14 protein-coding genes are annotated in these 22,555 nt (G+C 51.3%); 10 read left to right on the forward strand and 4 right to left on the reverse strand.

Annotated elements, in window-relative coordinates; translation table 11 throughout:
- Positions 1-282: 282 nt before the first annotated feature.
- On the reverse strand, positions 283-3,300 hold the full coding sequence (locus WC959_07000) for a PD-(D/E)XK nuclease family protein (protein ID MFA5688877.1): 3,018 nt from the start codon (positions 3,298-3,300) through the stop codon (positions 283-285).
- Positions 3,301-3,422: 122 nt separating this feature from the next.
- Here WC959_07000 and WC959_07005 point away from each other — a divergent pair, with 122 nt between their 5' ends.
- From WC959_07005 to WC959_07025, 5 genes are all read left to right on the forward strand, one after another.
- Positions 3,423-4,361, forward strand: coding sequence for a serine O-acetyltransferase (locus WC959_07005; GenBank protein MFA5688878.1), 939 nt, complete (start codon positions 3,423-3,425; stop codon positions 4,359-4,361).
- An 85-nt stretch (positions 4,362-4,446) separates the two neighbouring features.
- Positions 4,447-4,644 (forward strand): 50S ribosomal protein L35, encoded by a 198-nt coding sequence (gene rpmI / locus WC959_07010; protein ID MFA5688879.1) that lies wholly within the window; start codon positions 4,447-4,449, stop codon positions 4,642-4,644.
- A 22-nt stretch (positions 4,645-4,666) separates the two neighbouring features.
- On the forward strand, positions 4,667-5,023 hold the full coding sequence (rplT, locus tag WC959_07015) for a 50S ribosomal protein L20 (GenBank protein ID MFA5688880.1): 357 nt from the start codon (positions 4,667-4,669) through the stop codon (positions 5,021-5,023).
- A gap of 186 nt (positions 5,024-5,209) precedes the next feature.
- Positions 5,210-8,983: a DUF3857 domain-containing protein gene (locus WC959_07020; GenBank protein MFA5688881.1), complete on the forward strand. Its 3,774-nt coding sequence runs from the start codon at positions 5,210-5,212 to the stop codon at positions 8,981-8,983.
- A gap of 64 nt (positions 8,984-9,047) precedes the next feature.
- Positions 9,048-10,286, forward strand: a complete 1,239-nt coding sequence (locus tag WC959_07025) for an anaerobic sulfatase maturase (GenBank protein ID MFA5688882.1) — start codon at positions 9,048-9,050, stop codon at positions 10,284-10,286.
- 71 nt (positions 10,287-10,357) lie between these two features.
- Here WC959_07025 and ilvN read toward each other — a convergent pair whose 3' ends face one another.
- A complete protein-coding gene (ilvN, locus tag WC959_07030; protein MFA5688883.1) occupies positions 10,358-10,858 on the reverse strand; it encodes an acetolactate synthase small subunit in 501 nt (166 codons plus the stop codon).
- A 91-nt stretch (positions 10,859-10,949) separates the two neighbouring features.
- Positions 10,950-12,677 carry a biosynthetic-type acetolactate synthase large subunit gene (gene ilvB / locus WC959_07035; protein ID MFA5688884.1) on the reverse strand — a complete coding sequence of 576 codons (1,728 nt, stop codon included), beginning with the start codon at positions 12,675-12,677 and terminating at the stop codon, positions 10,950-10,952.
- Between the two features lie 634 nt (positions 12,678-13,311).
- Here ilvB and WC959_07040 point away from each other — a divergent pair.
- The 5 genes from WC959_07040 to WC959_07060 are packed head-to-tail and all read left to right on the forward strand — an operon-like array spanning position 13,312 to position 21,229.
- Positions 13,312-14,550: an AGE family epimerase/isomerase gene (locus WC959_07040; protein MFA5688885.1), complete on the forward strand. Its 1,239-nt coding sequence runs from the start codon at positions 13,312-13,314 to the stop codon at positions 14,548-14,550.
- Between the two features lie 17 nt (positions 14,551-14,567).
- Positions 14,568-15,914, forward strand: a complete 1,347-nt coding sequence (locus WC959_07045) for an MFS transporter (protein ID MFA5688886.1) — start codon at positions 14,568-14,570, stop codon at positions 15,912-15,914.
- A 24-nt stretch (positions 15,915-15,938) separates the two neighbouring features.
- Positions 15,939-17,117: a hypothetical protein gene (locus WC959_07050; protein ID MFA5688887.1), complete on the forward strand. Its 1,179-nt coding sequence runs from the start codon at positions 15,939-15,941 to the stop codon at positions 17,115-17,117.
- A 10-nt stretch (positions 17,118-17,127) separates the two neighbouring features.
- A complete protein-coding gene (locus tag WC959_07055) occupies positions 17,128-17,847 on the forward strand; it encodes a hypothetical protein (GenBank protein MFA5688888.1) in 720 nt (239 codons plus the stop codon).
- 16 nt (positions 17,848-17,863) lie between these two features.
- Positions 17,864-21,229 carry a hypothetical protein gene (locus WC959_07060; protein ID MFA5688889.1) on the forward strand — a complete coding sequence of 1,122 codons (3,366 nt, stop codon included), beginning with the start codon at positions 17,864-17,866 and terminating at the stop codon, positions 21,227-21,229.
- A gap of 233 nt (positions 21,230-21,462) precedes the next feature.
- On the opposite strand, the gene WC959_07065 is transcribed toward WC959_07060, so the two are convergent.
- Positions 21,463-22,470 (reverse strand): LacI family DNA-binding transcriptional regulator, encoded by a 1,008-nt coding sequence (locus WC959_07065; protein MFA5688890.1) that lies wholly within the window; start codon positions 22,468-22,470, stop codon positions 21,463-21,465.
- Positions 22,471-22,555: the final 85 nt, after the last annotated feature.

The raw sequence follows: 22,555 nt of genomic DNA on the forward strand, positions 1-22,555 counted from the left end.
AAAGATGTTTCGGCGAAGGCACGCAGCCCTTTGTGCGCCGTTAATGCGAATATTCCATTTTAGTGACGATCAAAAAACTGACCGTTCTATCGCAGAACCGCCGAAAAAATACGGAGGGCAGATGGCGCAGACATTCCCCTTTGCGCGTGACTCAAATTTTGGATTCTGCGGAGGTCGGTTGACAAAAACTTTAATCCTTTAAGAAATAGCACTTGCGTTGCAACTAAAATTCAGTTCATTTTTGATGCACATAACCAATCGTGTAATACCGGAACTTAACGCTTAGTTGTCGCTGGATTTCAGCATATCTTTCGGCTCACTTGCCTCGGTGCGGCAGATGTGAGAATAGTCTTCATAGCGCTGAATAAGCGGCTCGGTGGAAAGATCGCCGGAGCGGATCAGAGCGATGTTTTCAAAAAGTTTTGCACAAAACTGTTCTGAAATGTCCGGCAGCATTGAGATCCGGTTTTCCGTGAACTGATTTTTCATTTTTTTATTATCGCGCTCCTGCAGATGATATACTGCCTGAATTTTTGCATTCAGTTCCGGCGTATTGCATGCGCCGGAAAATTTCTGCTGAACGGCAAACGTATAAACCGGCAGCTGACAATCCAGATTTAATGCAATTTCCTGTTCGAGCTGACTCGGCTTTGCGGTGTGCGATTTGCCTTTATAATCAATTACCAGCAGCCGTTCGAGTTCGCCGCCGGAATTAAAAATTAAATCAATGCGGTCGATTTTCCCTTTGAGTCCAATTTTTTGGTCGCCGGATTGTAAGGTCACTGGCATTCCGGCGGTACTGCCGAATTTCATTTCGAACAGCGCCGGGAAACGATTTTCATCCTGTGCGGTGTCGATATCGAGCTGAATATAATTTTCGATAATACGCCGGATCTTCTGTTTTTCATTTTCCCAAACGGCCGGATGTCCGAGCAGATGACGTCCGCTGTTTTCGGCGCGCCGGAATTCGTCCCGCATAATTTCATGCGCGAGATGTAACATTTCATCGGAATGCGCCGGATCGAATACGGCGAGCGGAATAGATGTCGCCATTTTTGTTTTTGAGAGCTGCCAGGAAAGTAGACGCGACGCCTTCGTCGCGTTTCCTTCTCCATCGGAGCGCGACGAAGGCGTCGCGTCTACTTTATTCGCATAAACACCGCTTTGTCCGGCGATGGCGGAATAAATTTCTTTAAGGATATTGTGAAGGATACTGCCGCGATCCATTCGATCGGTTGCATCTTCGTGCAGGCGTTCCGGCCTGATTTTTAATATGTGTTCGAGAAAAAATACAAACCGGTTGTATGCCAGCGATTCGAGCGCAGTAGCACTGAATTCCGGGTTGCTCACCATCCATTTCTGGATCATAGACGCGACGTTTTCATCGCGTTTTTCCGTGCATAACGGACGCGGCGAGGGCGCCGCGTCTGCTTTTTTCAAAGACGCATTTGTCTGCCGGACTTCATCTTCGGCGCGGCAGAGTTCCGGCGGTAAAATGGTGTGAAATGATTCGCCGAGCTCCGGCGTTTTAATTCCGGTGACGGCGCGCATGCGTTCAAAAAACTCGCCGGCCGCACGCTCCTTGCCGTCGGCATCGGCGCGTGTGAATGAAAGCGTGAGAAAGTTTTTGGCGGTACCCATTGCGGTGAGAAAAAGAATTTCTTCCTGAATGAGCGCGGCTTTCGTTTCCGGCAGTGCAAGACGCGGACAGAAGATTTTCCTCTCTTCTAAAAACCGGCGCAGCGCTTTACGTTCGGCACCATTCAGCAGTGCATCGGCCGCCGGAATTTGCGGAAACGACTGGTCGTCCATTCCGGCGATGTAAACGGACTCAAATTTCAGACCGGCGGCGTCCATCGGATTGATAATCCATACACCGCTTTCGGTTGCGGTCTCATCTTTCAACGTAACGTTTTCGAGCAGTTCTTCAAACAGTGATAAAAACTCCGGCGCCGGCAGCGCTTTTTCGAAATCGGCGATTTCATCGATCAGCGTTAAAACTTCTTCCGGCAGTTCGAGTGAATGCTGTGCAATTAATTTCTTTAGGGGGAATGCGACGGGAACGCCGCGTCTGCTTTCAAAAAACCCGGCGGCTTCAGGCGGCAGGCGGCGCAAAAAAGGCGGTTCATTTTTGTGGAGCCGTTCAACCAGATTCCGGCGCGTTTCAGCACTAAGATCTTGCCACTCAATCCCCGGCATTGTTAACAGATCGCACAGCCGGTCGCGCGCCGGTTTTTGCGGAAACGCAAGCAGGGCGAGCAGCGCTTTAACGCGCGGATGCGCCGGTGCCGGCGTGCCGCGCCGGAAAAAGCAGGGGATGTTAAAACGCCGGAAAACGTCGGGGATAATATCAGTATACGGTCCGAGGTTACGCAGAATCAGTGCAATATGATCCGGCGCTCTGCCGGACTCAATTTCTCGCGCGATCCGGCGCGCGGCATCTTCAATTTCGCCATACGGGTGTGCCGCTGTAAACAGTGCGACACGCTCGCGCGACTCGGCTTCAAGCAGATGGCTGTCGTCTGTTTCAAGTGCATCAGCAAAATCTTCGAGCCACGGCGTCCACTGTTCTTCGGCGCCGCGCATCAGCTCACTGTGCACCGAAGCGCACAAACGCTCTTCGGCTGCCTCGGCATGCGATGCCGGCAGCACGGACACAACTTGAACGCGGTTTGCGCCGAGCCGGTTTTTCAGTGCGGCAACAAAACGTTCTTCAAACGGATTCAACCAGCGTACGGCGCGGAAAATGATCCCGGAGTTCGGCGTAGGGCAGACATTACTGTCTGCCTGCGCCGCATTCATTTCCGGCGGCAGTTCGCCGGATTCTGCGAGTTGCAGCAGCGCAGTATTTACAGTAAAGCGGTCGGCAATATTTTTTTCCCGGCAAAGCTTCTGCCACGCTGTGAGCAGCTGTCCGGCCCCATGCAGTTTATGTTCCGGCGCATGCGCGAGCAGCCAGGCGATGATGTGCTGTTCATCGCCGGCGAAGCCGGAAAATGTTTCCACCGTTTTTTTCAGAATTTTGCGGCGTGCGCCGGCAGAAATTCCAGCAAGCGGATTTTGCGGTGCAAATGACACTCCGGCGGCAGCTTCTTCATACAGAAAACCCAGTTCGGCATCGCCGGGAATTTTCCCATGTAAAATTCCGGTGCGGCGCGCGGCGCGAATGCAAAGCTGTTCGAGTTTCCGGCGCGTAAAATGGCGTGACGCATCCAGTGCGCCGGTTTCGCAGACACGCCGGCATTCGAACTGCCGCTTTGCCAGTTCGGTCGGAAACACAATCAGAGCGCCGGTATTCATTTAAAGAACCATAACCTGTAATGCAGAGGAGTAAAATTCGAAAATAACCATTAAGTGAGAATCAGCCGGTTGGCTTGGGCTTTAGGGTTGAATTCCGGGGGCAGAACAATTTTACTCACCGCATGAAACCGGTTTCTGAATTGATTGATCAAACGGCGGCGGCGCTGGCGAAATTATATTCGACAGGCGATGAAGATCGTCCGGAAAATATCCTGGGGAATTCTCCGGCGGCGGCCAACGTAGTTAAAGCGTTGAAAGTTCTGCTGCACATTCTGTGCCCGAAAATTTCGCCGGCAAATCAACAGGAATTACAACGCTGGATGAATGCGCAGTTAAAAGAGTTCCGCGATTTGCTGCTGCCGGAAATTGAAACGGCGATTCCGTTCCGGTGGAAATCGGCTTCAGGGCAGCGCGAAAAGATTGCACCGGAGACCGATGTTCACAATGAAGCGGTGCGTGTGCTGTCGCTTTTTTTAAAAGAGCTGCCGTTTATCCGTGAAATGGTGATTGATGACGTGCGCGCAGCGTATAACGGCGACCCGGCGGCGCTGAGTTTTGCCGAAGTGAAGCTGGCCTATCCGGGACTGCTCGGGATTGCCGCACACCGGCTGGCACACGAGCTTTACCGGTTGAATGTGCCGATTATTCCGCGCATCATGAACGAATGGACACATGCGCATGCCGGCATTGATATCCATCCCGGCGCGACAATCGGGCGCGGGTTTTTCATCGATCACGGTACCGGCGTGGTGATTGGTGAAACGGCACGGATTGGGAAGTGCGTTAAAATTTATCAGGGGGTGACGCTCGGCGCGAAGAGCTTTCCTCTCGACGAGCACGGTTATCCGGTGAAGCATGTCCAGCGCCATCCGACCGTGGACGACGGTGTAGTGATTTATGCGAACACGACGATTCTCGGCGGTGATACGGTGATCGGGCATCATTCAACGATCGGCGGAAACGTATTTTTGACGAAAAGCGTTCCCCCGTACAGCCTTGTAACACGCAGCGGCGAAGCGGCGACGGTGCGGAGCAAGGAAAATAATGCTGCGGGAATTTGACAATTTTTTACTTTAAAGACTAGACTCAGCGCGAGCACTTATCTATATTACCACGCTTTTATGGACCAATTTCAGGAGCATCAATATGCCGAAACAAAAAACAAAAAAAACTGCGGCGAAGCGTTTTAAGAAAACGGCAACCGGAAAATTGAAATATGCCCACATGGGCGGAAGCCACATTCTGACGGGTAAAAGCCGGAAGCAGAAACGCCGTCTGGGCAGCAGCAGTATTGTGTCGGCTGCAGATGAGAAACGCATTGCCCTCACTATACCTTACGCTTAATTTTTATCAGGAGTAATACACCATGCCAAGAGCAACGAATGCACCGGTATCACGCCGCCGCCGCAAGAGCCGTCTGGAACTTGCTAAAGGTTTTTACGGCGCGCGCAGTAAACTTTTCCGTCAGGCAACTGAAGCGGTCGACCGCGCGCAGGCGATGGCGTACGTTCATCGCAAACAGAAAAAACGTAATTTCCGCCGTCTCTGGACGGTACGCGTTAACGCCGCCTGCCGCATCAACGGGATCAGCTACAGCCGCTTCATCGAAGGTCTGGCCAAAGCAAATGTAACCTTGAATCGCAAAATGCTGTCTGAAATCGCCATCTATGACGAAGCCGGATTTGCGAAACTCGCTCAGACCGCAAAAAATGCGCTTGCGTAATTCGGCGCGGTAAACCGTTGCAAAAATCCCGACCGGAAACGGACGGGATTTTTTTTATTTTAAAATACGGTTTCGCTTATGCTGCATCTTTTATTGAATTTGATCGCCGGTGGATAGTAGACTGCCGGAAAACATCAAACGTCCGTGTTCCTGATTTGCGATATGTCTTAACCCTGAACGTCAAATATGAACTCAATAAAAAAACTGATTTTAATTTTTATCACCGCGCTTTTTGCGTCATTTGCCGTTGCGCAGTCACTGCCGGCGGATTTACTGGATGTGGAATCGTTGCGCGCAGTGTCGCTGTCGTTAACGCCAAATGTTTTTCCGGATGCCGATCTGCTGCTGCTTGATGATGTAACGCGTGTACGCTATGAGCCGGATGGATCGGAAAAATATGTCAGCGATATGGCGTATAAAATTTTTACCGAAAAGGGCCGGCAGGAAAAATCGGCGGTACGCATCAGTTACCGCACGTCGTATGGCATTGCGCGTTTCAACCGCGCCGAAATTATTAAGCCGGACGGGCGCATTGTGCCGGTGAATCTTGAAGTGCAAACACGCGAGACGATTGATCAGAGTCAGATGAACGCGAACATTTATGATCCCGGTCATAAAGTGATTCAACTGACAGTGCCGGATCTGGGAATCGGGGATATCCTGCGTTATACGGTTTCCGGCGAAAATCATAAAACTGTAGTGCCGGGCACGTGGAGCGAGATTTTTGTTTTTGAGGATAAAAATCCAATCCGCCGTGCGGTTTATGAAGTGGATGCGCCGGCGGCGCTGCCGCCGGTACGCATTGAATTAAAGGATGAAATTCCCGGCACGGTGCACGCATCGAAAACAGACGCCGGTGACCGCATGATTTACCGCTGGGAAGTGCGCAATGTGCCGCGCATGTTTGAGGAGCCGGGCATGCCGGCGGCATATATGGTGGCGCAGCGTCTGCTGCTCAGCACGATTCCGGACTGGGAGAGCCTATCGAAATGGTATTGGCATCTTTCTGTGCCGCGTCTCGAAAAAACGAATGATGTGATGGCGGCGAAAGTGAACGAACTCATCGCCGGAGCGGCAGGCCGCCGGGAGAAAATTGAAACTATTTTCCGTTTTGTTTCACAGGAGATCCGTTATATGGGCTTGACGCTGGAAGAGGAGGCGCCGGGCTATGAACCGCACGATGTGGATTTAACATTTAACAACCGTTACGGCGTTTGCCGTGACAAAGCGGCGCTGCTCGTTACGATGCTGAATCTCGCCGGCGTTGAGGCACGGCCGGTGCTGATTAATGTCGGCCCGAAAAAAGATGCCGAAGTTCCGCAACCGTGGTTCAATCATGCAATCACGGCGGTGCGCGACGGCGGCGGCTGGCTGCTGATGGATCCGACGAATGAAAACACGCGCGATCCGCTGCCGGGATATTTGTACAACCGCAGTTATCTGGTTGCGACACCGGAAGGTGAAACGCTGTATACATCGACGGTCATGCCGCCGGAAGATAATCTGTTAACGATTACTGTCGATGCCGCACTCGCCGGTGAAAATTTAATCACCGGCACTGCGGAACTGAATTTCGGCGGCGTGAATGACACGATCTATCGCGGGCGGCTCGCAACCCTAAAACCCGAAGAGCGCCGGCCTTATTTTGAAGAGCGGTTGAAACAGGCGTTCGGCAGTGCACGGCTGATAGAATTCAAAATTCTGCCGGAGGAGGTGCGCGACACAACACAACCGCTGCAACTGACGCTGCGGTTTGAAATTGATCATGCTCTTGCCGCCGGCGCCGATGAATCCGTTTTTCAGATACCGACACTGCTGAATCAGTTCGGGCTTTTCGGCCGGTTGATCGGTGCCGGCGTCGGGCTTGAGCGCCGGCGCTACCCGCTGCAGATTCAACTTACCTGCGGCACAAAAGAAACGGTGCGGCTGGATTTAAGCCGCAGCGGCAAAACTGTTGTCACACTGCCGGAATATGAAACGATCGATACACCGCAGCTTTATATTTCGCGCCATGCGGAAGCTGCCGGAGATGTGATTTCCGCCACTGCCGCCGTTATGCTGCGCACGGTGGAATTTTCGCCGGAAGAATATCTGACGCTGAAACAGAATCTGAAAATATCGGAGCGCAATGCGCGGCAACGTACCGTGCTGGCAAACAGCGGTTTCCCACCGGATGCCGATGTTGCGATCCTCGACGAAAAAGTTTTTTATACATTTGCTAACCCGCAGCAGTGGCGCGAAGACCGGTTTGTAAAACGCAAAGTGCTGACGTATGCCGGGAAAAATGAAACGGCGGATTTGCATCTTGCTTATAATACCGGCATGGCACAGGCCGTGCTGAATTATGCCGTTGTTACGGCACCGGACGGCACCGAAAAATCGATTGACCCGAATACTGAAGTGAATCTGATGGACGCACGCTGGTGCGGTGAAGCGCCGCGTTATCCGGCGGAAAAAATTCTCGTTGCGACTCTGCCCGGCGTTGAAATCGGCAGCGTGATTGATACGCACACCACGGTGTTTTATACCAACATGCCGTTTTTTTCTACGGCGGAACTGCTCGGCAGTTTTAATCCATCGGCATCAAAAATCATACAGTTCCGCGCGCCGCATCATATACAGATACAGTTTTTGCCGTCCGATCCATTCATTCAGCGGCGTGTTTTTCATGAAGGTGATTTGACGGTGTACGAGTGGTCACTGAACCATCCACCGCAGATCGTACCGGAAGATCATTTGCCGCCGCTGTGGCTGGCAGCGCCGGCAGTACTCGCATCCACCGGTGACTTGCACGAATACACCGCGCAGGTTCGTAAAGCGCTGGAAAACGCTGCCGGCGAAAGTAAAAACACGCGCAAGTTCGTCACAAAAATCACCGGCAATGCAAAATCACGCGACCTGAAAATTAAAGCGATCCGGGATTTTGTCGACCGCACTGTGCGTGCTGCCGGTCCCGGATTTTCACAACTGCCGCTTTCTGCCATTTCTTCGGCAGACCGCACACTTGCCGAAGGCTACGGCGGCAGCGCCGACCGCGCTGTTCTGCTTTATGCGCTGCTCGCCGAAGCCAGACTGAATCCGCGCTTTATTCTTTCGTCGGAACTTCCGCGCAGTACCGGCGCGGTGAATCAGCCCGGAATTGCAGCATTGCAGCGCGATGAGTTTAATACCGTGCTCGTCGCGGTGGAAAACGATGCAAAACAAAAAATTTATCTCGGTGATACCGGCCAATACGCCGTGCCCGGAACATTGCAGCACACATTGCGGCCGTCTATTAATTTACATTCCGGTGCGATCGAATTTCCGGCGCCGGTGATCCCTGACGGAACCGAAAGGGTGTATACGATTGCACTTGATGAAACCGGCGCGGCTGAAATGAAAGTGTCTGAAACATTCCGCGGAACAGATTTCGAACTGTTCCACCGCCGGTTTGCACAATTCACACCGGAAGAAAAGCGGCGCGCATATCAGAGTATGCTGACCGGAATTTCACAGTCGGCACGGGCTGCCGGTGAATTAACAACCACATTCGAAAATCCAGGCAAACTTGAATTTACTGCGGTTGTCGATGCTCTTGCGATGCGCGCCGGCGACCGGATGTATTTTAACCTGCCCGGTGGGCTTGGCGATCTGCTCGGACTGCGCGCCAGCAAGCGCACGCATCCGTTTTATATAGAAACCGCCGTTAACCGTATCGTTGCTTATGACATCGCGATTCCGGCGGGCTGGGAAATCAGCGTCATGCCGAAAACGGTTCGTATTGAACTTCCGGCGAACGCCGGTTTTGTTGAAGTCCGCTCCGGTGTTTCCGATACCGGCCGTCTTGTCATTGTGCAGCAGGCGCAACTCCTGCCGGCAATCATTCCGGCGGAAGAATACGGACGGCTGCTCCATCTGAATGATCAGCTTACTGCACCGGCGGCGGACACGGTTATGCTGAAAAAAAGAGCGGTGCGATAGCTGCTTTTTTGCCGGCGGTCTTCAGCTTGTGTTTTTCGGTGCCGGAATGTATGTTCCGGTTCTTATGCTAAATCGAAAAAGACCGTTTCATCTGATGGCAAAACCGGCAGGGCCGGATTGTAATCTTGCGTGCAAGTACTGCTTTTATCTGGAAAAAGAGGCGCTGTTCAATGAGCAAAAAGTCCACCGGATGAACGACGAAGTACTTGAGGCGTACGTCAGACAGTATTGCGAATCACAGAATACGCCGGAAATTCTGTTTGCCTGGCAGGGCGGTGAGCCGACGCTGATGGGAGTTGATTTTTTTAAAAAAGCGGTGGAACTGCAGCGCCGGTACGCCGCCGGACGTCCGGTGCAGAATGCGTTTCAAACCAACGGCACGCTGCTGGACAATGAATGGTGTAAATTTCTGGCAAAAGAAAAATTTCTAATCGGCCTGAGTCTCGACGGCCCGCGCCACATCCATGATAAATTCCGTGTGTATCGCGGCGGACAACCGACGTTCGACCGCGTAATGAAGTCGTTAAAACTGATGAAAGCGCACCGGGTTGATTTTAACACGCTGACCTGCGTGACCAAACAGAACGCGCAATATGCACTGGAAATTTATGAATTTTTGAAGGGTACCGGCAGCACGTTTCTGCAGTTTATTCCGATCATTGAGCGCAAGCCGGATGATGCGGCGGAACGCCTCGGGCTGCAGCTGGCCATGCCGCCGGACCTGCTCGCAGAAGATACGGACGACCGCGTGATGCCGTGGACGGTTCAGCCGGAGCAGTATGGGGATTTTCTGGTCGCAATTTTTGACGAGTGGGTGCGCAACGACGTCGGCAACGTGTTCGTGCAGATTTTTGATGTGATGCTGAACGGCTGGATGGATCTGCCGCCGCCGCTGTGCGTGTTTTCCGAACGCTGCGGCGATGCAATGATTATTGAATATAACGGCGACATTTACGCCTGCGATCATTTTGTTTATCCGGATTACCGGCGCGGCAATATTCTTGAAACGCCGATGAGCGATCTGGCGGCATCACCGGAACAGCGGCAGTTCGGCAATGATAAATTTGATAAACTGCCGGGCTACTGTAAAAAGTGTGACGTCATGTTTGTCTGTCACGGCGAATGCCCGAAGCACCGTTTTTTAACCACACCGGACGGGCAGCCCGGACTGAACTGGCTGTGTGCCGGCTATAAAAAATTCCTGCATCATATTGATCCGTATATGCGCACCATGGCGCAGCTTATCCGCAATCAGCGCCCCGCCGCCGATATTATGGCGATGATTCCGCCGAAGGCAGGATAGAATCTCGAATACCGAACAAGGAATGCTGAACTTTGAAATTCATTATTCCTTGTTCGATGTTTTGCGGTTCATCACGTTGTTGTCCCGCCCCGCGCAAGCAGAACTTTGCCGGTGCGGATGAGTTCGATGACGGTAAACTTTTCAATCATCTCAACCAGTGCATCGATTTTTTCCGGATCACCGACAACTTGCAGAATCATCGACTCTTCGGTGAGGTCGATCGTTTTGCACCCGAAGTGTTCGGCAATCTGCAGCGCCTCTCCGCGCCCGCCGGAATCAACGGCAATTTTGATGAGTCCCATCTCTTTGATCACTACATCGTCATAAGTGTGATCGGTACAGCGTATGACATCGATCAGTTTGCTGACCTGCCGCAGAATCTGGTCAAGACCCTCCGGTGAACCGCTGACACCGATGGTCATGCGCGAAAAATTCCCGTCCATCGCCGGTGAAACAACGAGCGATTCTATATTGTAACCGCGCCGTGAAAATGTCTGTGCAATACGCGCCAGCACCCCGGGCTTATTTGAAACATAAACGCTTAATGTGTGAACGTGTTTACTTTTCATCATCACTCCTTTTAAAAATCTTCAGCCGGCAGGCTCCAGCCTGCAGGAATCCGTTGTTCATGGAAGCCCTGTATGAAGTCCGGTCTTTTCCTTCTTATGTTGATCCTGTCGGGCGTTCCAGTTTCTTTCCGGCACGGGGAGCCTCGATGATCATCTCTTCAAGGCGTTTCCCGGCAGGCACCATCGGGAAGACGTTATCGGTCTTTTCAACTTCGCAATTAATCAGACACGGACCGTCGTTATAATCGAGCGCAGCTTTGACAATCCGTTTTACATCACCGGGGCGGCGCAGGTTAAAGCCTTTAATTCCGTACGCCTCCGCAAGTTTGACGAAATCCGGATTGCCTTCGAGATCAACGCCGATTTTCCGGTCATCATAAAACAGCTCCTGCCACTGCCGGACCATGCCGAGATAATGGTTGTTCAACACAACAAATTTTACCGGAAGTTTATACAGCGCCGCTGTCGCCAGCTCGAATCCCGTCATTTGAAAACCGCCGTCGCCGCAGAATGTAATAACGGTTTCGTCCGGACGGCCGAACTGCGCGCCGAGCGCTGCCGGAACGCCGAACCCCATTGTGCCGGCGCCGCCGGAACTAAGAAAATTATTCGGATGATCGGTCTTATAAAACTGCCCGGCCCACATCTGATGCTGGCCGACGTCGGTAACAACGATCGCTTTGCCGGCGGTGAGCTTGTAAAATTCGTCGATAATATGCTGCATTTTCAAACTGCCGGCGCGTTTGAATTTGAACGGATATTTTTTCTTCCAGGTGTCCAGCTGCTCCAGCCAGTCGCCGGTCTCCAGGCGTTCGGCGTGCTTCGTCAGCTCTTCAATAAACAATTTTGCATCGGCGACGCAGTGATAATCCGGCTGGATCATCTTGCCGATTTCCGCCGGGTCAATATCAACGTGAATAACGGTGGCTTCGCGGCAGAAACAGTTTGGGTCGCCAAGAATGCGGTCGTCAAAACGCGAACCGATATTCAGCAGCAGGTCGCACGCACACAGCGCCTTATTGCCGTATGCGGTGCCGTGCATGCCCGGCCAGCCGAGCGACAGTTCGTGCGTCTCAGGGAAGGCGCCCTTGCCGAGCAATGTCGTCAAAACCGGAATATTCATCTTTTCGGCGAGCCGGCGAAGTGGTTCGCTTGCGCCGGAAATAGTTACGCCGTGACCGGCGAGCAGCAGCGGACGCTTGGATTTGCTGATTGCTCCCGCAATCTCTTTCACATGTTCAACAGCGATCGAATCCGTAATTGTATATCCCGGAATATCCATTTCCGCATGCAGGTCACCGGTAAAAACTCCGGCGGAAACATCCTTCGGGATATCAATCAAAACCGGACCGGGACGGCCGGTCGTTGCAATATGAAACGCCTCGCGGATTGTGCGCGGGATCTCATTCGCCGTCTTCAGCAGATAGCTGTGCTTCACGACCGGCATCGTGATGTTAAAAATATCCGCTTCCTGAAAAGCGTCCTTGCCGAGCATCCACGAAACCGACTGGCCGGTCAGCGCGATCATCGGAACACAATCCATGTGCGCCGTCAGCAAACCGGTGATAATGTTCGTTGCGCCGGGACCGCTTGTAACCAGGCAAACCGCCGGTTTTCCGGTTGCACGGGCATAACCGTCAGCCATATGTGCGGCACCCTGCTCATGACGAACCAGCACAAACTTGATTTTGCTGTTGGTTGTAACCAGCGCATCGAAAACGGGAATAACCGATCCGCCGGAATAGCCGAAAATGTACTCGACGCCTTCCGCTTCTAAACACTTAATCAGTGCCTGACCGCCATCCATAACTATTTTTTCCATCATTTTCTCCTGAAAAATACAATCTTATAAATATGATGATGAAAAATATGCCTATTTTTACTTTTGTCAATGGTTCAATTAAAAAATACGACAAAATTTGCATCTATTTTTGAGTAGAAAATTTTATAAAACCTTAAATCGTATAAATACCGTATTTTCCTTATATGAGATTATTTGTGTTGGAAGTAAACGTAACGAAAACGGTATATTTATTTGATAGTTTATCGCGTTATTAAAAAATCTAAATCAACAGAACCGCTCAGTGTGAATGGCGATAAAGCAGTAACCGGCAGATATCGGGAGAAACGGAGGGGAAAAATCTGTGAAGGCCACGATTCAAAAAACCTTTTATACCCAACTACCCATCTGTGCAGAATTTTCATATACATTAATTTGACCAAATAAAATTTTTCATAAAAACAGTATCAAAATCAATCCGTGCAAATAATTATTTATTATTTAAGTTGACGGTGCAGAATATTTTTGGAATATCTTCATCCAGCGATGCGGAAGTATACCACTGAACAATGAGATGAATACATTTTTCGCGAACACCCGCCGAAGATCGGGACTCAAAAATTTGGTTAAGTGAACAAACATACTGAATGCCGAATATTAATTTATGAGAGGTGTTATGAGTGACAAACTGAATTATGCAGTGCTGAATGGAAAGGCATTTGATCCGGACAGTCTGCTTAACATGCTCACAGAACATCTTTTCACAGAAATTATTCCGTTTTGGGAAAAAACCGGTCCGGATCCGCTGGGCGGATTTAACACTTGTTTAATAGATGACGGCACGCTGGTGAGTCGCGATAAATTTATGTGGGGGCAGTGGCGCGCAGTATGGGTTTTTGCGCGATTATATAACAGTTTCGGAGAGGCCCGCTGGCTGACGCTGGCGGAACAGATTGCCGGTTTTGTGTTGAAATACGGCTGGAGTGAAAAAGATCAGGCGTGGCGGAGCCGGTTGAGCAAAGAGGGTGCTGAACTGGAAGGCTGCACCAGTATTTATACAGACGGCTTCGCGATGTATGCACTGGGCGAACTGTTTAAAGCGACGGCAAATCCGGTGTACGAAATATGGGCGCGCCGGACAGCCGATGCGGCAGCCATTACACTGAAACGCCCGCACGATACCATTCCGCATTCGCCGTATCCGGTTCCAGCCGGCGCGCGCGTGCATGGAATTCCGATGCTTTTTTCGCTTAAGTTTCAAGAACTCGGCGATCTGTTTGATGACGATGAATACATTGCTCTGGCGCGATCGCTGCAGGATGAAATTTTTACAAATTTTTACCAGCCGGAATGGGATCTGCTGGTGGAACGGACGACGGATACCGGCGGTCGTTACCCCGGCGCGGACGGTCGTGCGGTAGTTCCGGGACACGTTCTTGAGGACATGTGGTTTCAGATTCATATTGCGCAGGCCACCGGCAGGACAGATTTGATTCTGCGCGCACTGGAGATCAGCCGCCGGCATCTTGAATTCGGCTGGGATGAGGAGTCCGGCGGCGGTTTATTGCTGGCAAAAGATGCCGAAGGCAAAACGCCGGTCGGCTGGAATATGCCGGATATGAAACTCTGGTGGCCTCACACGGAGGCGCTTTATACCTGTCTGCTGGCCTGGCGGATTTCCGGTGCGGAGTGGGCGAAAGAGTGGTATGCCAGAATTTTTGAATATTGTATAAAATATTTCTATATGCCGGACGCCGGTGAATGGCGGCAGAAACTGACGCGTGAAAATCAACCGTTTACCGGTACCGTTGTGTTTCCGGTGAAAGATCCGTTTCATCTGCCGCGCAGCCTGATTTTGCAAATCGAATTGTTACAAAATGCATGCAGTCAAAAAGAAATTTTATCTGCCGTCTGATAAAAGGAAAACGACTCATGAGATTATTTAAGTTGAAAAAAACAGTGGAATTGCGCCCCGATCTGGTGAACGAATGTAATCAGGTGACGGATAAAAGTATTCTGGGCAAAGACCGGCTGAAATTCGGTGTCGGTTCCGTCATGTATCAAAGCGAAGAAACGGCATTTGTTCCGGTGCACACTGTGGTCGTTCGCGCACTGGGCGGAGCGGACGTTTATCTCGGACTTATTTCTGCGGTTGTAACATCTTCCGGCGCGCTTATGCAGTGGGTTGGTGCGGTACTGCTGCGCCGGTTCCGTTCAAATAAAAAAGCAATGCGGGCGGCGTTAAGCGCCGGCGTTTTTTTCGGTACACTGCTGGTGGCACTCATGCTTGTTGCCGGAATTTTTCCGGCGTTGCGCGTAATTATCTGTCTGCCGCTTTATATTCTGTTTGTTTTCGGCCTCGCCGGTGCCAGCGGCGTACAGGGGAATATTGAAGTAAGCTGGATCGGTGATCTGGTGCCGCTGTCGATGCGCGGCTGGTTTACCAGCATGAAGTGGGTGATTTCGGCGCTGGGTGTGTTAACGCTCATGCTGCTGTTCGGGCAGATTGCGCAGCGCTGGCCGTATTTCGGTGCGTACGCCATTCTGTTTCTGTGTATTGCGCTTTCGCATGTGCTGGCAATCTGGCTGATGAATTCCGTAACGGACCGGATTCCGCAGCCGGTATCATTTATCAGCAGTAAAAGTGACGTTGACCAGGTAAACTATTTAAATCCCAAACTCTGGAATTATATCTGGTTTTATGTCTGCTGGGCCGGTGGGCGAACAGCGATGCTGACGTTTACCACTGCGTACATGCTTGACTACCTGAATTATTCAATGGGACGGATCGTACTGATTTTCGGTCTTACGAACCTCATCAACATCGTCATGCTTTTAATTATGGGCAAAGTGTCCGATAAGTGCGGCACACGCCGCCCGCTGGCATTTATTTCCGGCGGCATGGGACTGTGTATGGTGCTGTGGGTTTCATCGGCGTGGCTGGGCGTCTGGCCGATCATTTTGTATCAGTTCATCAACGGCGCCGCCGGCTCGACGCACATGATGCTTTCAACCAATTACGGACTGGAGATTTTTCCGGAGAAGGGCCGGGCGGCCTATTTTGCCATTGCCCGCATGTTCATCGGAATCAGCTCTATGGCGGCGGCTGTTATCGGCGGAATGATTATGAGCCGGCTGCGCGGCTGGCATATCACGCTCTGGGGTGCTGAGTTTAATCACTATCATATTTTCTTCCTCGGTTGTTCGCTATTCACCGTCGGATGTGTAATTCCGCTGATAATAGAAGGAATATCGAAGAAAAAACAAAACGGCTGCTAATCACCTTAAAACAGGGAATATATTATGATAAAAACAATAAAACAACTGTCGAAAGACGAAGCGGTTGATAGAGCTCGGCGCGGTCTGGAATTTTTTATTCGTCATCAGAACAAAGAAGAAAAATCGGCGGAGCGCGGCCGGTTTCCAATGATCTACGATTGCAAAGCGAAAAAAATGCTGCGTCTTTCTACCAACTGGACCACCGGTGTCGCCATACAGGCCTGCTTGCAGGCGTGGCGCGCTCTGGATGATCAGCGCTATCTGGATGCTGCCGGCAGGGGAGTAAACTATCTGCGCAGCCTGCAGGAATTCAGTCCGACTCATCCGCGGCTGCGCGGCGTATTTCATGAAATTTCACCGCAGAGCGAGCTCGCCTGTCCGCGCGATGCAACCACGGCGGCGTGGTCGCTGCTGGACTGGTATCAGGCTTCCGGCGACCATGAAGCACTGGAGCGTTCGATTTGTTTTGCCGAATGGTTTCTGTCTGTCGGCACCGAACGCGGCTTCACCTATTGGAATACATTTTTTAACGACAAGGAATGGATACCGGACTGGTCCGGCAGTTTTCATATCGGCGAAGCGATTTATTTCTATCGGCTGAATCAACTGCGCCCGTCGCCGGAATATCACGACATGTGTCTGACTTCGGCGCAGCACTTCGTCAAATATCATTTAGCTGACGACGGATTCGTCACCGTTGCAGTCGATCCGAAAACGTGGCAGGAAGCGGCGCCGGACGATCCGTACCGGAAATTTATTCCGGATGGCTGGGAAATTATGCATCAGTACAACAGTGATTTCGCCGGTGTTGCGCTGGCGTGCGCGCACATGCTTGATAAAGAAACGGATTATATTACGCCGGCGCAAAGTTTTCTTGACCGCATGGTGCGTAATCAGCGTGCTGACGGCGGTTACGGCCCGGAAGAATTTTCGGTGCGCAGCGCCGGCGGAATGGTTCCGGTGGAAATGATGATGCATGACCGGCTGTTCGGCGAGCGTTATACCGGATCAGTTGCGGCAGCGATGAATTATCTCGCCGATATTCAGTGGGACGAAAAAGATTCGCCGGCGGACGGCGCATTTCTCGGCATGACCGACGATTATTATACGGATGATGTAACCTACAACATCCGCGCCGCGTCCTATGCAATCATGGCGTTAATCGAATACGGCACCGGTGTAGAGCCGTTCAACGTTCTGTAAAGGAGGGCATATGAATATACATTTGAAACAGCTTGGTCTGTTACTTGCCGCCGGAAATTTATATTTCTGCGGCATCGCCGGCGCGGCCGATGTGATCTATGCACAGGGGTTCGCCAATAACACCGGTGCTGGAACCACTCTTGTTCATTATGGCTGGGCGTTGTATGTTGATACAGGCGCCTCAGATTTTTCTGCCAGTGCAAACCGGATTGTTACCAATATGAATGGGCCGGGAATAACTAATGTCAACGCGGCAGCCCCGTTTGGAAATTGTATTTCAACCGGATTTTATAATGGAAATTCAGATAAAGTTGCCCTGGCATACGTCCCGTTTCCGTCAGGCCATTACAAAGACATCACTGTAAAAGCTGATATAAGAAACTCATCGAATGATGCCGAGATGCGGTTTGCGTTTGAAATCGGCGGAAACTGGTATGTTTCAAATGATATTTTTAAATGGAATCATGCCAGCACGTTTACAACTGTAACTATCACACTGACGCCGGCAACAGAGCTTGCCTCTTTGAATTTTACTCCGGGGCCGGGCGGAAGTCTGGTTGTTGATTCAGGCACGGCAATCAGCTTTTCTTCGATTTCCGGTGAGGTTACCAAAACCGGGTTTTTTCATAATCCCAAAGCAACAACACAAATGCGTGTCGACAACTTTATCATAGAAGCCACTCAAAGTGTTTCACCGGGGATTAAATTATATCTTATGTTATCAAATTAACCCGAACAGTTACTCCATGAAAAACAATATCAAATTAATTTTATCAGCCGGGACCTTTTTTTGCATTGCCGGAATTGCTGCCGCACAACCGACTGTAATTTACGCGCAGGGTTTTTCCAATCATTCCGGCGAACCCAAAGATGTTTCCGCTTACGGCTGGCAGACGTTTACGCGCGATACAGCCGTTGATTCAACTGTGAGCAGGCGCATTGTTTCCACTGCCGGATCGGATCTGCTGACGAATGTGAATGCGCCGACACCATACGGTGACCGGATTACTGCCGGATTATATAATGCCAATTCACAGCGCATCACGCTTTCATTCACACCGCTGCTTTTAGACCCGCGCAACTATTCAGAAATCACCTTCAGCTTCGATTTGAAAAATTCCGCCGCGCCGTCGAAAGCACGCTTCGCGTTTCAGGCCGGCCGCAACTGGTATGTTTCGGAGCGTTCATTTAATCAAATTACAGAACTGTTTGTGAATTACTCAGTGACGCTGCAGAATGAAAAATTTCTCCGGTTGAATTTTGTACCCAAAAAAACATTAAGTATCGATTCCAGACGCGCCATCCAGTTTGCAAAAATTTCCGGTGATATAATTAATGCCGGATTTTTTCTGGAGCCGAATACCGGCGATGATCCAACCGCCATGCGCATTGATAATTTTGTTGTAACTGCGGTGAAAAATGCAAACGCTGCAGATGTTTCAGCATCAGATAATTCTGCCGCCGCCAAAAAAGTTTTAGTTTATGGCACAGCTCTGCAGCAGTCGCCGGAATTTATGAACGCGCTGAAAGCGGCTGATTTTGAAGTGGAACCGGCGGATGCCGGAAAAATTTCGGCGGTGTCACCGGAATCTGCACGGACGATTGTATTCGCAGATGTCTGTCCGCCGGAAAGCCGTCCGGCACTCGCGCGTTTTCTGCGCGGCGGCGGAAATATTTTTGTCATCGGCCCGGACGTGTTCGATTACCGTCCCGTCCCGGCAAACTCGGTGCAGCTCTGGAGTTTTGCCAGCAACGCCGAAATCATTTATCCGCGCCGGACGGAGCCCGGGGTGCCGGTCGGAAGCCTTGAAGCCGCTACCATAACTAAAGTTGTCGGACCGGACGGCGCGCCGGCGCTGAATGTTAAAACCCTTGAGAAGGGAATGGACAGCACGATGGTTTCATTTCCGGCAAAAGTGTCGGCGCTGAACCCGGCACGCAACGTTCTGGTTATCCGTGCCAAAGGCAGCACCTACGCCGAACTTTTACTGCTGGAAATTTGCGATCGCGGCGGCAGCCGGTGGATTTCATTTCTGCCGGTAACATCGGAGTGGGACAGTTACGCCGTAACGCTCGCCGATTTCATGCCGGAAAAATGGGCGGACGCACACAAACCGTATCCGCTGCTGAATCCGGAACAGATTAAAACCATCGGTATTGGCATTCACAATTCCGTCACCTGGCGTGAAAAACCGATGGAGTTTTCGGTCGGCACCATCGACCTCGCCGAAAATTCCGCCGGCGTGTATACGCCGACCGCACTGCTGCCGAAAATGCGTATTCCTTTTCTGGAGTTAGGCATTACCGCACCGCGCTGGATCTTTGATCCGTTTGCCGGCGCTGCGCCGTTGAAGAACGCCGGGAAAATAATTCCGGTTCCCGGCGCCGGAAAATTTGCGGCCGGTGAAATCGCCGGAATTTCTTCTGCCTGGATCTGTCCGCCGCCGTACATGGAACATCCCGGCACACAGATGGGAACTGATCATAAAAAAGATTATGACACCAAGGCCGAGCACGCTATGCGCCGGATTTCTCTTTACTATACCGGTGCGCTGGACAGTGACGTTGCGGAGCTGAGATTTTTTGCCGGCGGTGAACATACCGGCGCGTCGCTGTCGCTGTTCGGTTTTGAACCGGTAGAGTTTGTAAAAAATCCGGCGCTGGTTTCCTCGCTGATCTCCGGAATAAACTACGCACTGTTTTCAACAAAAATTCTCTCCGTGTCGCCGAACACTACGCGGCCGGAATATAATAAACAGGCGAAACCATTGATTAAAGTGACTCTGTATAATCCGACCGATCAGATTGTGCGCGGAACCTTAAAAGTTTCCGCTGGTGCCGGAATGCTGCACGGCGAAACTGCGCTGGATGTTCCACGCCGGAACATCGCCGTAAAAACGGTGGAGCTGACTGACGTACCGGAAAATTTCCCGTTCAAATCATTCGATTGGCAGGCTGTTTATGAATGGGACGGCGGCGCCGATCAGCTGACCGATCACGTTGATGCCGAGCGGATTTTACTGCACGCCGCGCGGCACATGGTTCGCATTCAAAAATCGCACGATGATGGACGGCTAACGAATCATTTCTTCGGCGATGCCTACGGTGTGCGTGCCATGTATTTATATTTAAACTGGCTGAAGAAAAATCCTGAACAGTTGAAAGATAATGCCGATTTATGGGAGGATATGTCACCGGAAGCAATTGAAAAAACAGCCCGGCGGTTTACAGAAATGATTCTGACGCGCCAGAATCCGGACGGTGCGATTCCAATGGGCTACGGCGAGCATCAGGGCGTTTATAATAATGCCGACGGCGGTAATATTTGTGTGGCGCTCATGCAGGCCGCGGCGCGCATGGATGATGCCGAACTGCGCGAACGGATCTATTCGTGCGGCCGCCGGTTCCTCGATGTTGCCGAAACATTTTATATCGACGAAAAACTCAGCCGGCAGTTAACGAAAGACCAGCCCAAAGATGCTGAACGGAACTGGACCAAAGCCGGACATTACGGACTCGGTTTCGGTTCCGACGGCAAGCTGACGAAAGCCGGACCATGGTATGTTGTGCCGGATGTGATGGGTGCGCAGGCGATTATTGCGGTGGAAAAAAATGATGAACATTACCGGAAAATCCTGCGCCGGAATACGGATGCATTTCTGGACGCCGGATACAGCGCCGCCGGATATTTCCAGGCTGAAGCTCTCGTCTGGTCGTATCTGACATTTGATGATACAAAACTGCATAAGGCGATTGAAAACCGTTTGAGAGATACATTTATCAACGGGCTCCTTGAAGGCCGTGAAAATCACTTCTGTGATCTCGGCGGAAGAGGCTCATTGCGTGCACTCAGTCTTTTGTTTTATCAGCAGCTGGTTGAAAACAGCACCGGTTCGCGCGCTGCGCTGCTTAAATATCTGTGGGGCACCGGCTCGGAAAGTTCAAACGTTTCCGTGCGGCGTCAGGCGGAAATTCACCCGCGGCCGCGCCATGGTGAATCCATCGCCGCCGGAAAACTGGCGGAATACACATCCATCTGGATGATTGAAATGCTCGACCCCGGCTGCACCGTGCTGCCATGTTTTGAACATGTCATGCAGTCGGCGAAATAATGAAAGCCAGATCAAACCCGCCGGCGGCCGAGGCGGAAGCGAAGAAACGGGTGTGTCGGTCCGAAGCGTTCATTCCTGTGGTTTAATGAAGGACACACGATGCCGTTTAGATCGCGGCAGGATGGTTTACAGCCGGCTGGATAAAATGCTGAATAACCTGCAGCGCTGAAAAATGCACTCGATGTGGCAAATTTTTTTTCGCCAACCACCGGTAAGAATTAAAATTGCGGGATTTATTCTGGGGCAACAGCGGCAGTGCTCGCACGGACAATGAGTGACGGCTTTAAATTAAGAGAACGCGCCGCCCGCTGTCCGGTGACAATATCCATTGCGGCACCGGCGAGTTCACGAGACGGCAGGTGAATGGTGGTTAACGGCGGATTAAACATGGCAGCCATCGGAACGTCGTTATATGACGCCAGCGAAACCTCCTGTGGAATCTGAATGCCGGTTTGCATTAGGCGGGTCGCGAATGCAGTGGCAATCATATCGCCGACGCAAATTAGAGCGGTTAATTCTCCGGCGGTTATTTTTTCTGAAAGCTTTTGCACAGCCGGATCGCCGGCGGGCAGGGAATTGCTGAGCGTGTCCAGCGCGACAAATTCAACGACTTTTAATTTTAATCTGTGTTTCGCAAGTGCTGTCTGCAATGCGTTTTCGCGCACGACGGATGTGAGCGACCGGTCTCTGATAAAACCGATTTTTTTATGTCCGAGTGAACGCAGGTGATCCACCAGCAGTTCCGCGCCGGAATATTCATCTGAGCTGCAGGAAATAATATTTTTCTCCGGCGTTTTCAGCCCGATTTGGATAATTTTTTGCCCGGAACGACCCATCTGTTTTTTCCATTCGGAAAAATCAATGGTTCCCACCACGATAACGGCATCCGGGCGGTATCCGCGCAACAGATGGACAGCTTGCAGGGGTGTGACGCCTTTTGACATTCCGGCGACAATGACGCTCAGTTTGTCCTGTACCGCACGCTCATTGATTTCGTCCAGAATAATGCTGAGGTAGGGATCATGAAATGAACGGACAACGACACCGATCAAATTGGTTTTACGTCCGAACACAATATTTGCGGCGAGGTTAGGGCGGTAGTCCATTTCACGCGCAATGCGCAAAACTTTTTCGGCGGTGCGGCGCGCAATCCGGTCCTGTTCCCAGTGCCCGGACAGAATCCGCGACACAATGGACTGCGTAACACCGGATGCTTTTGCAATATCAATCTGACTTGCCATGGTAATGATCCCTTAAATTATGGGTGAATTTGTCAATTTTTCACCGGCGGTTCAATTTAAATTTAAAACATGCAGAAATAAACAG

Source organism: Kiritimatiellales bacterium, from assembly GCA_041656295.1.
GTDB lineage: Bacteria > Verrucomicrobiota > Kiritimatiellia > Kiritimatiellales > Tichowtungiaceae > Tichowtungia.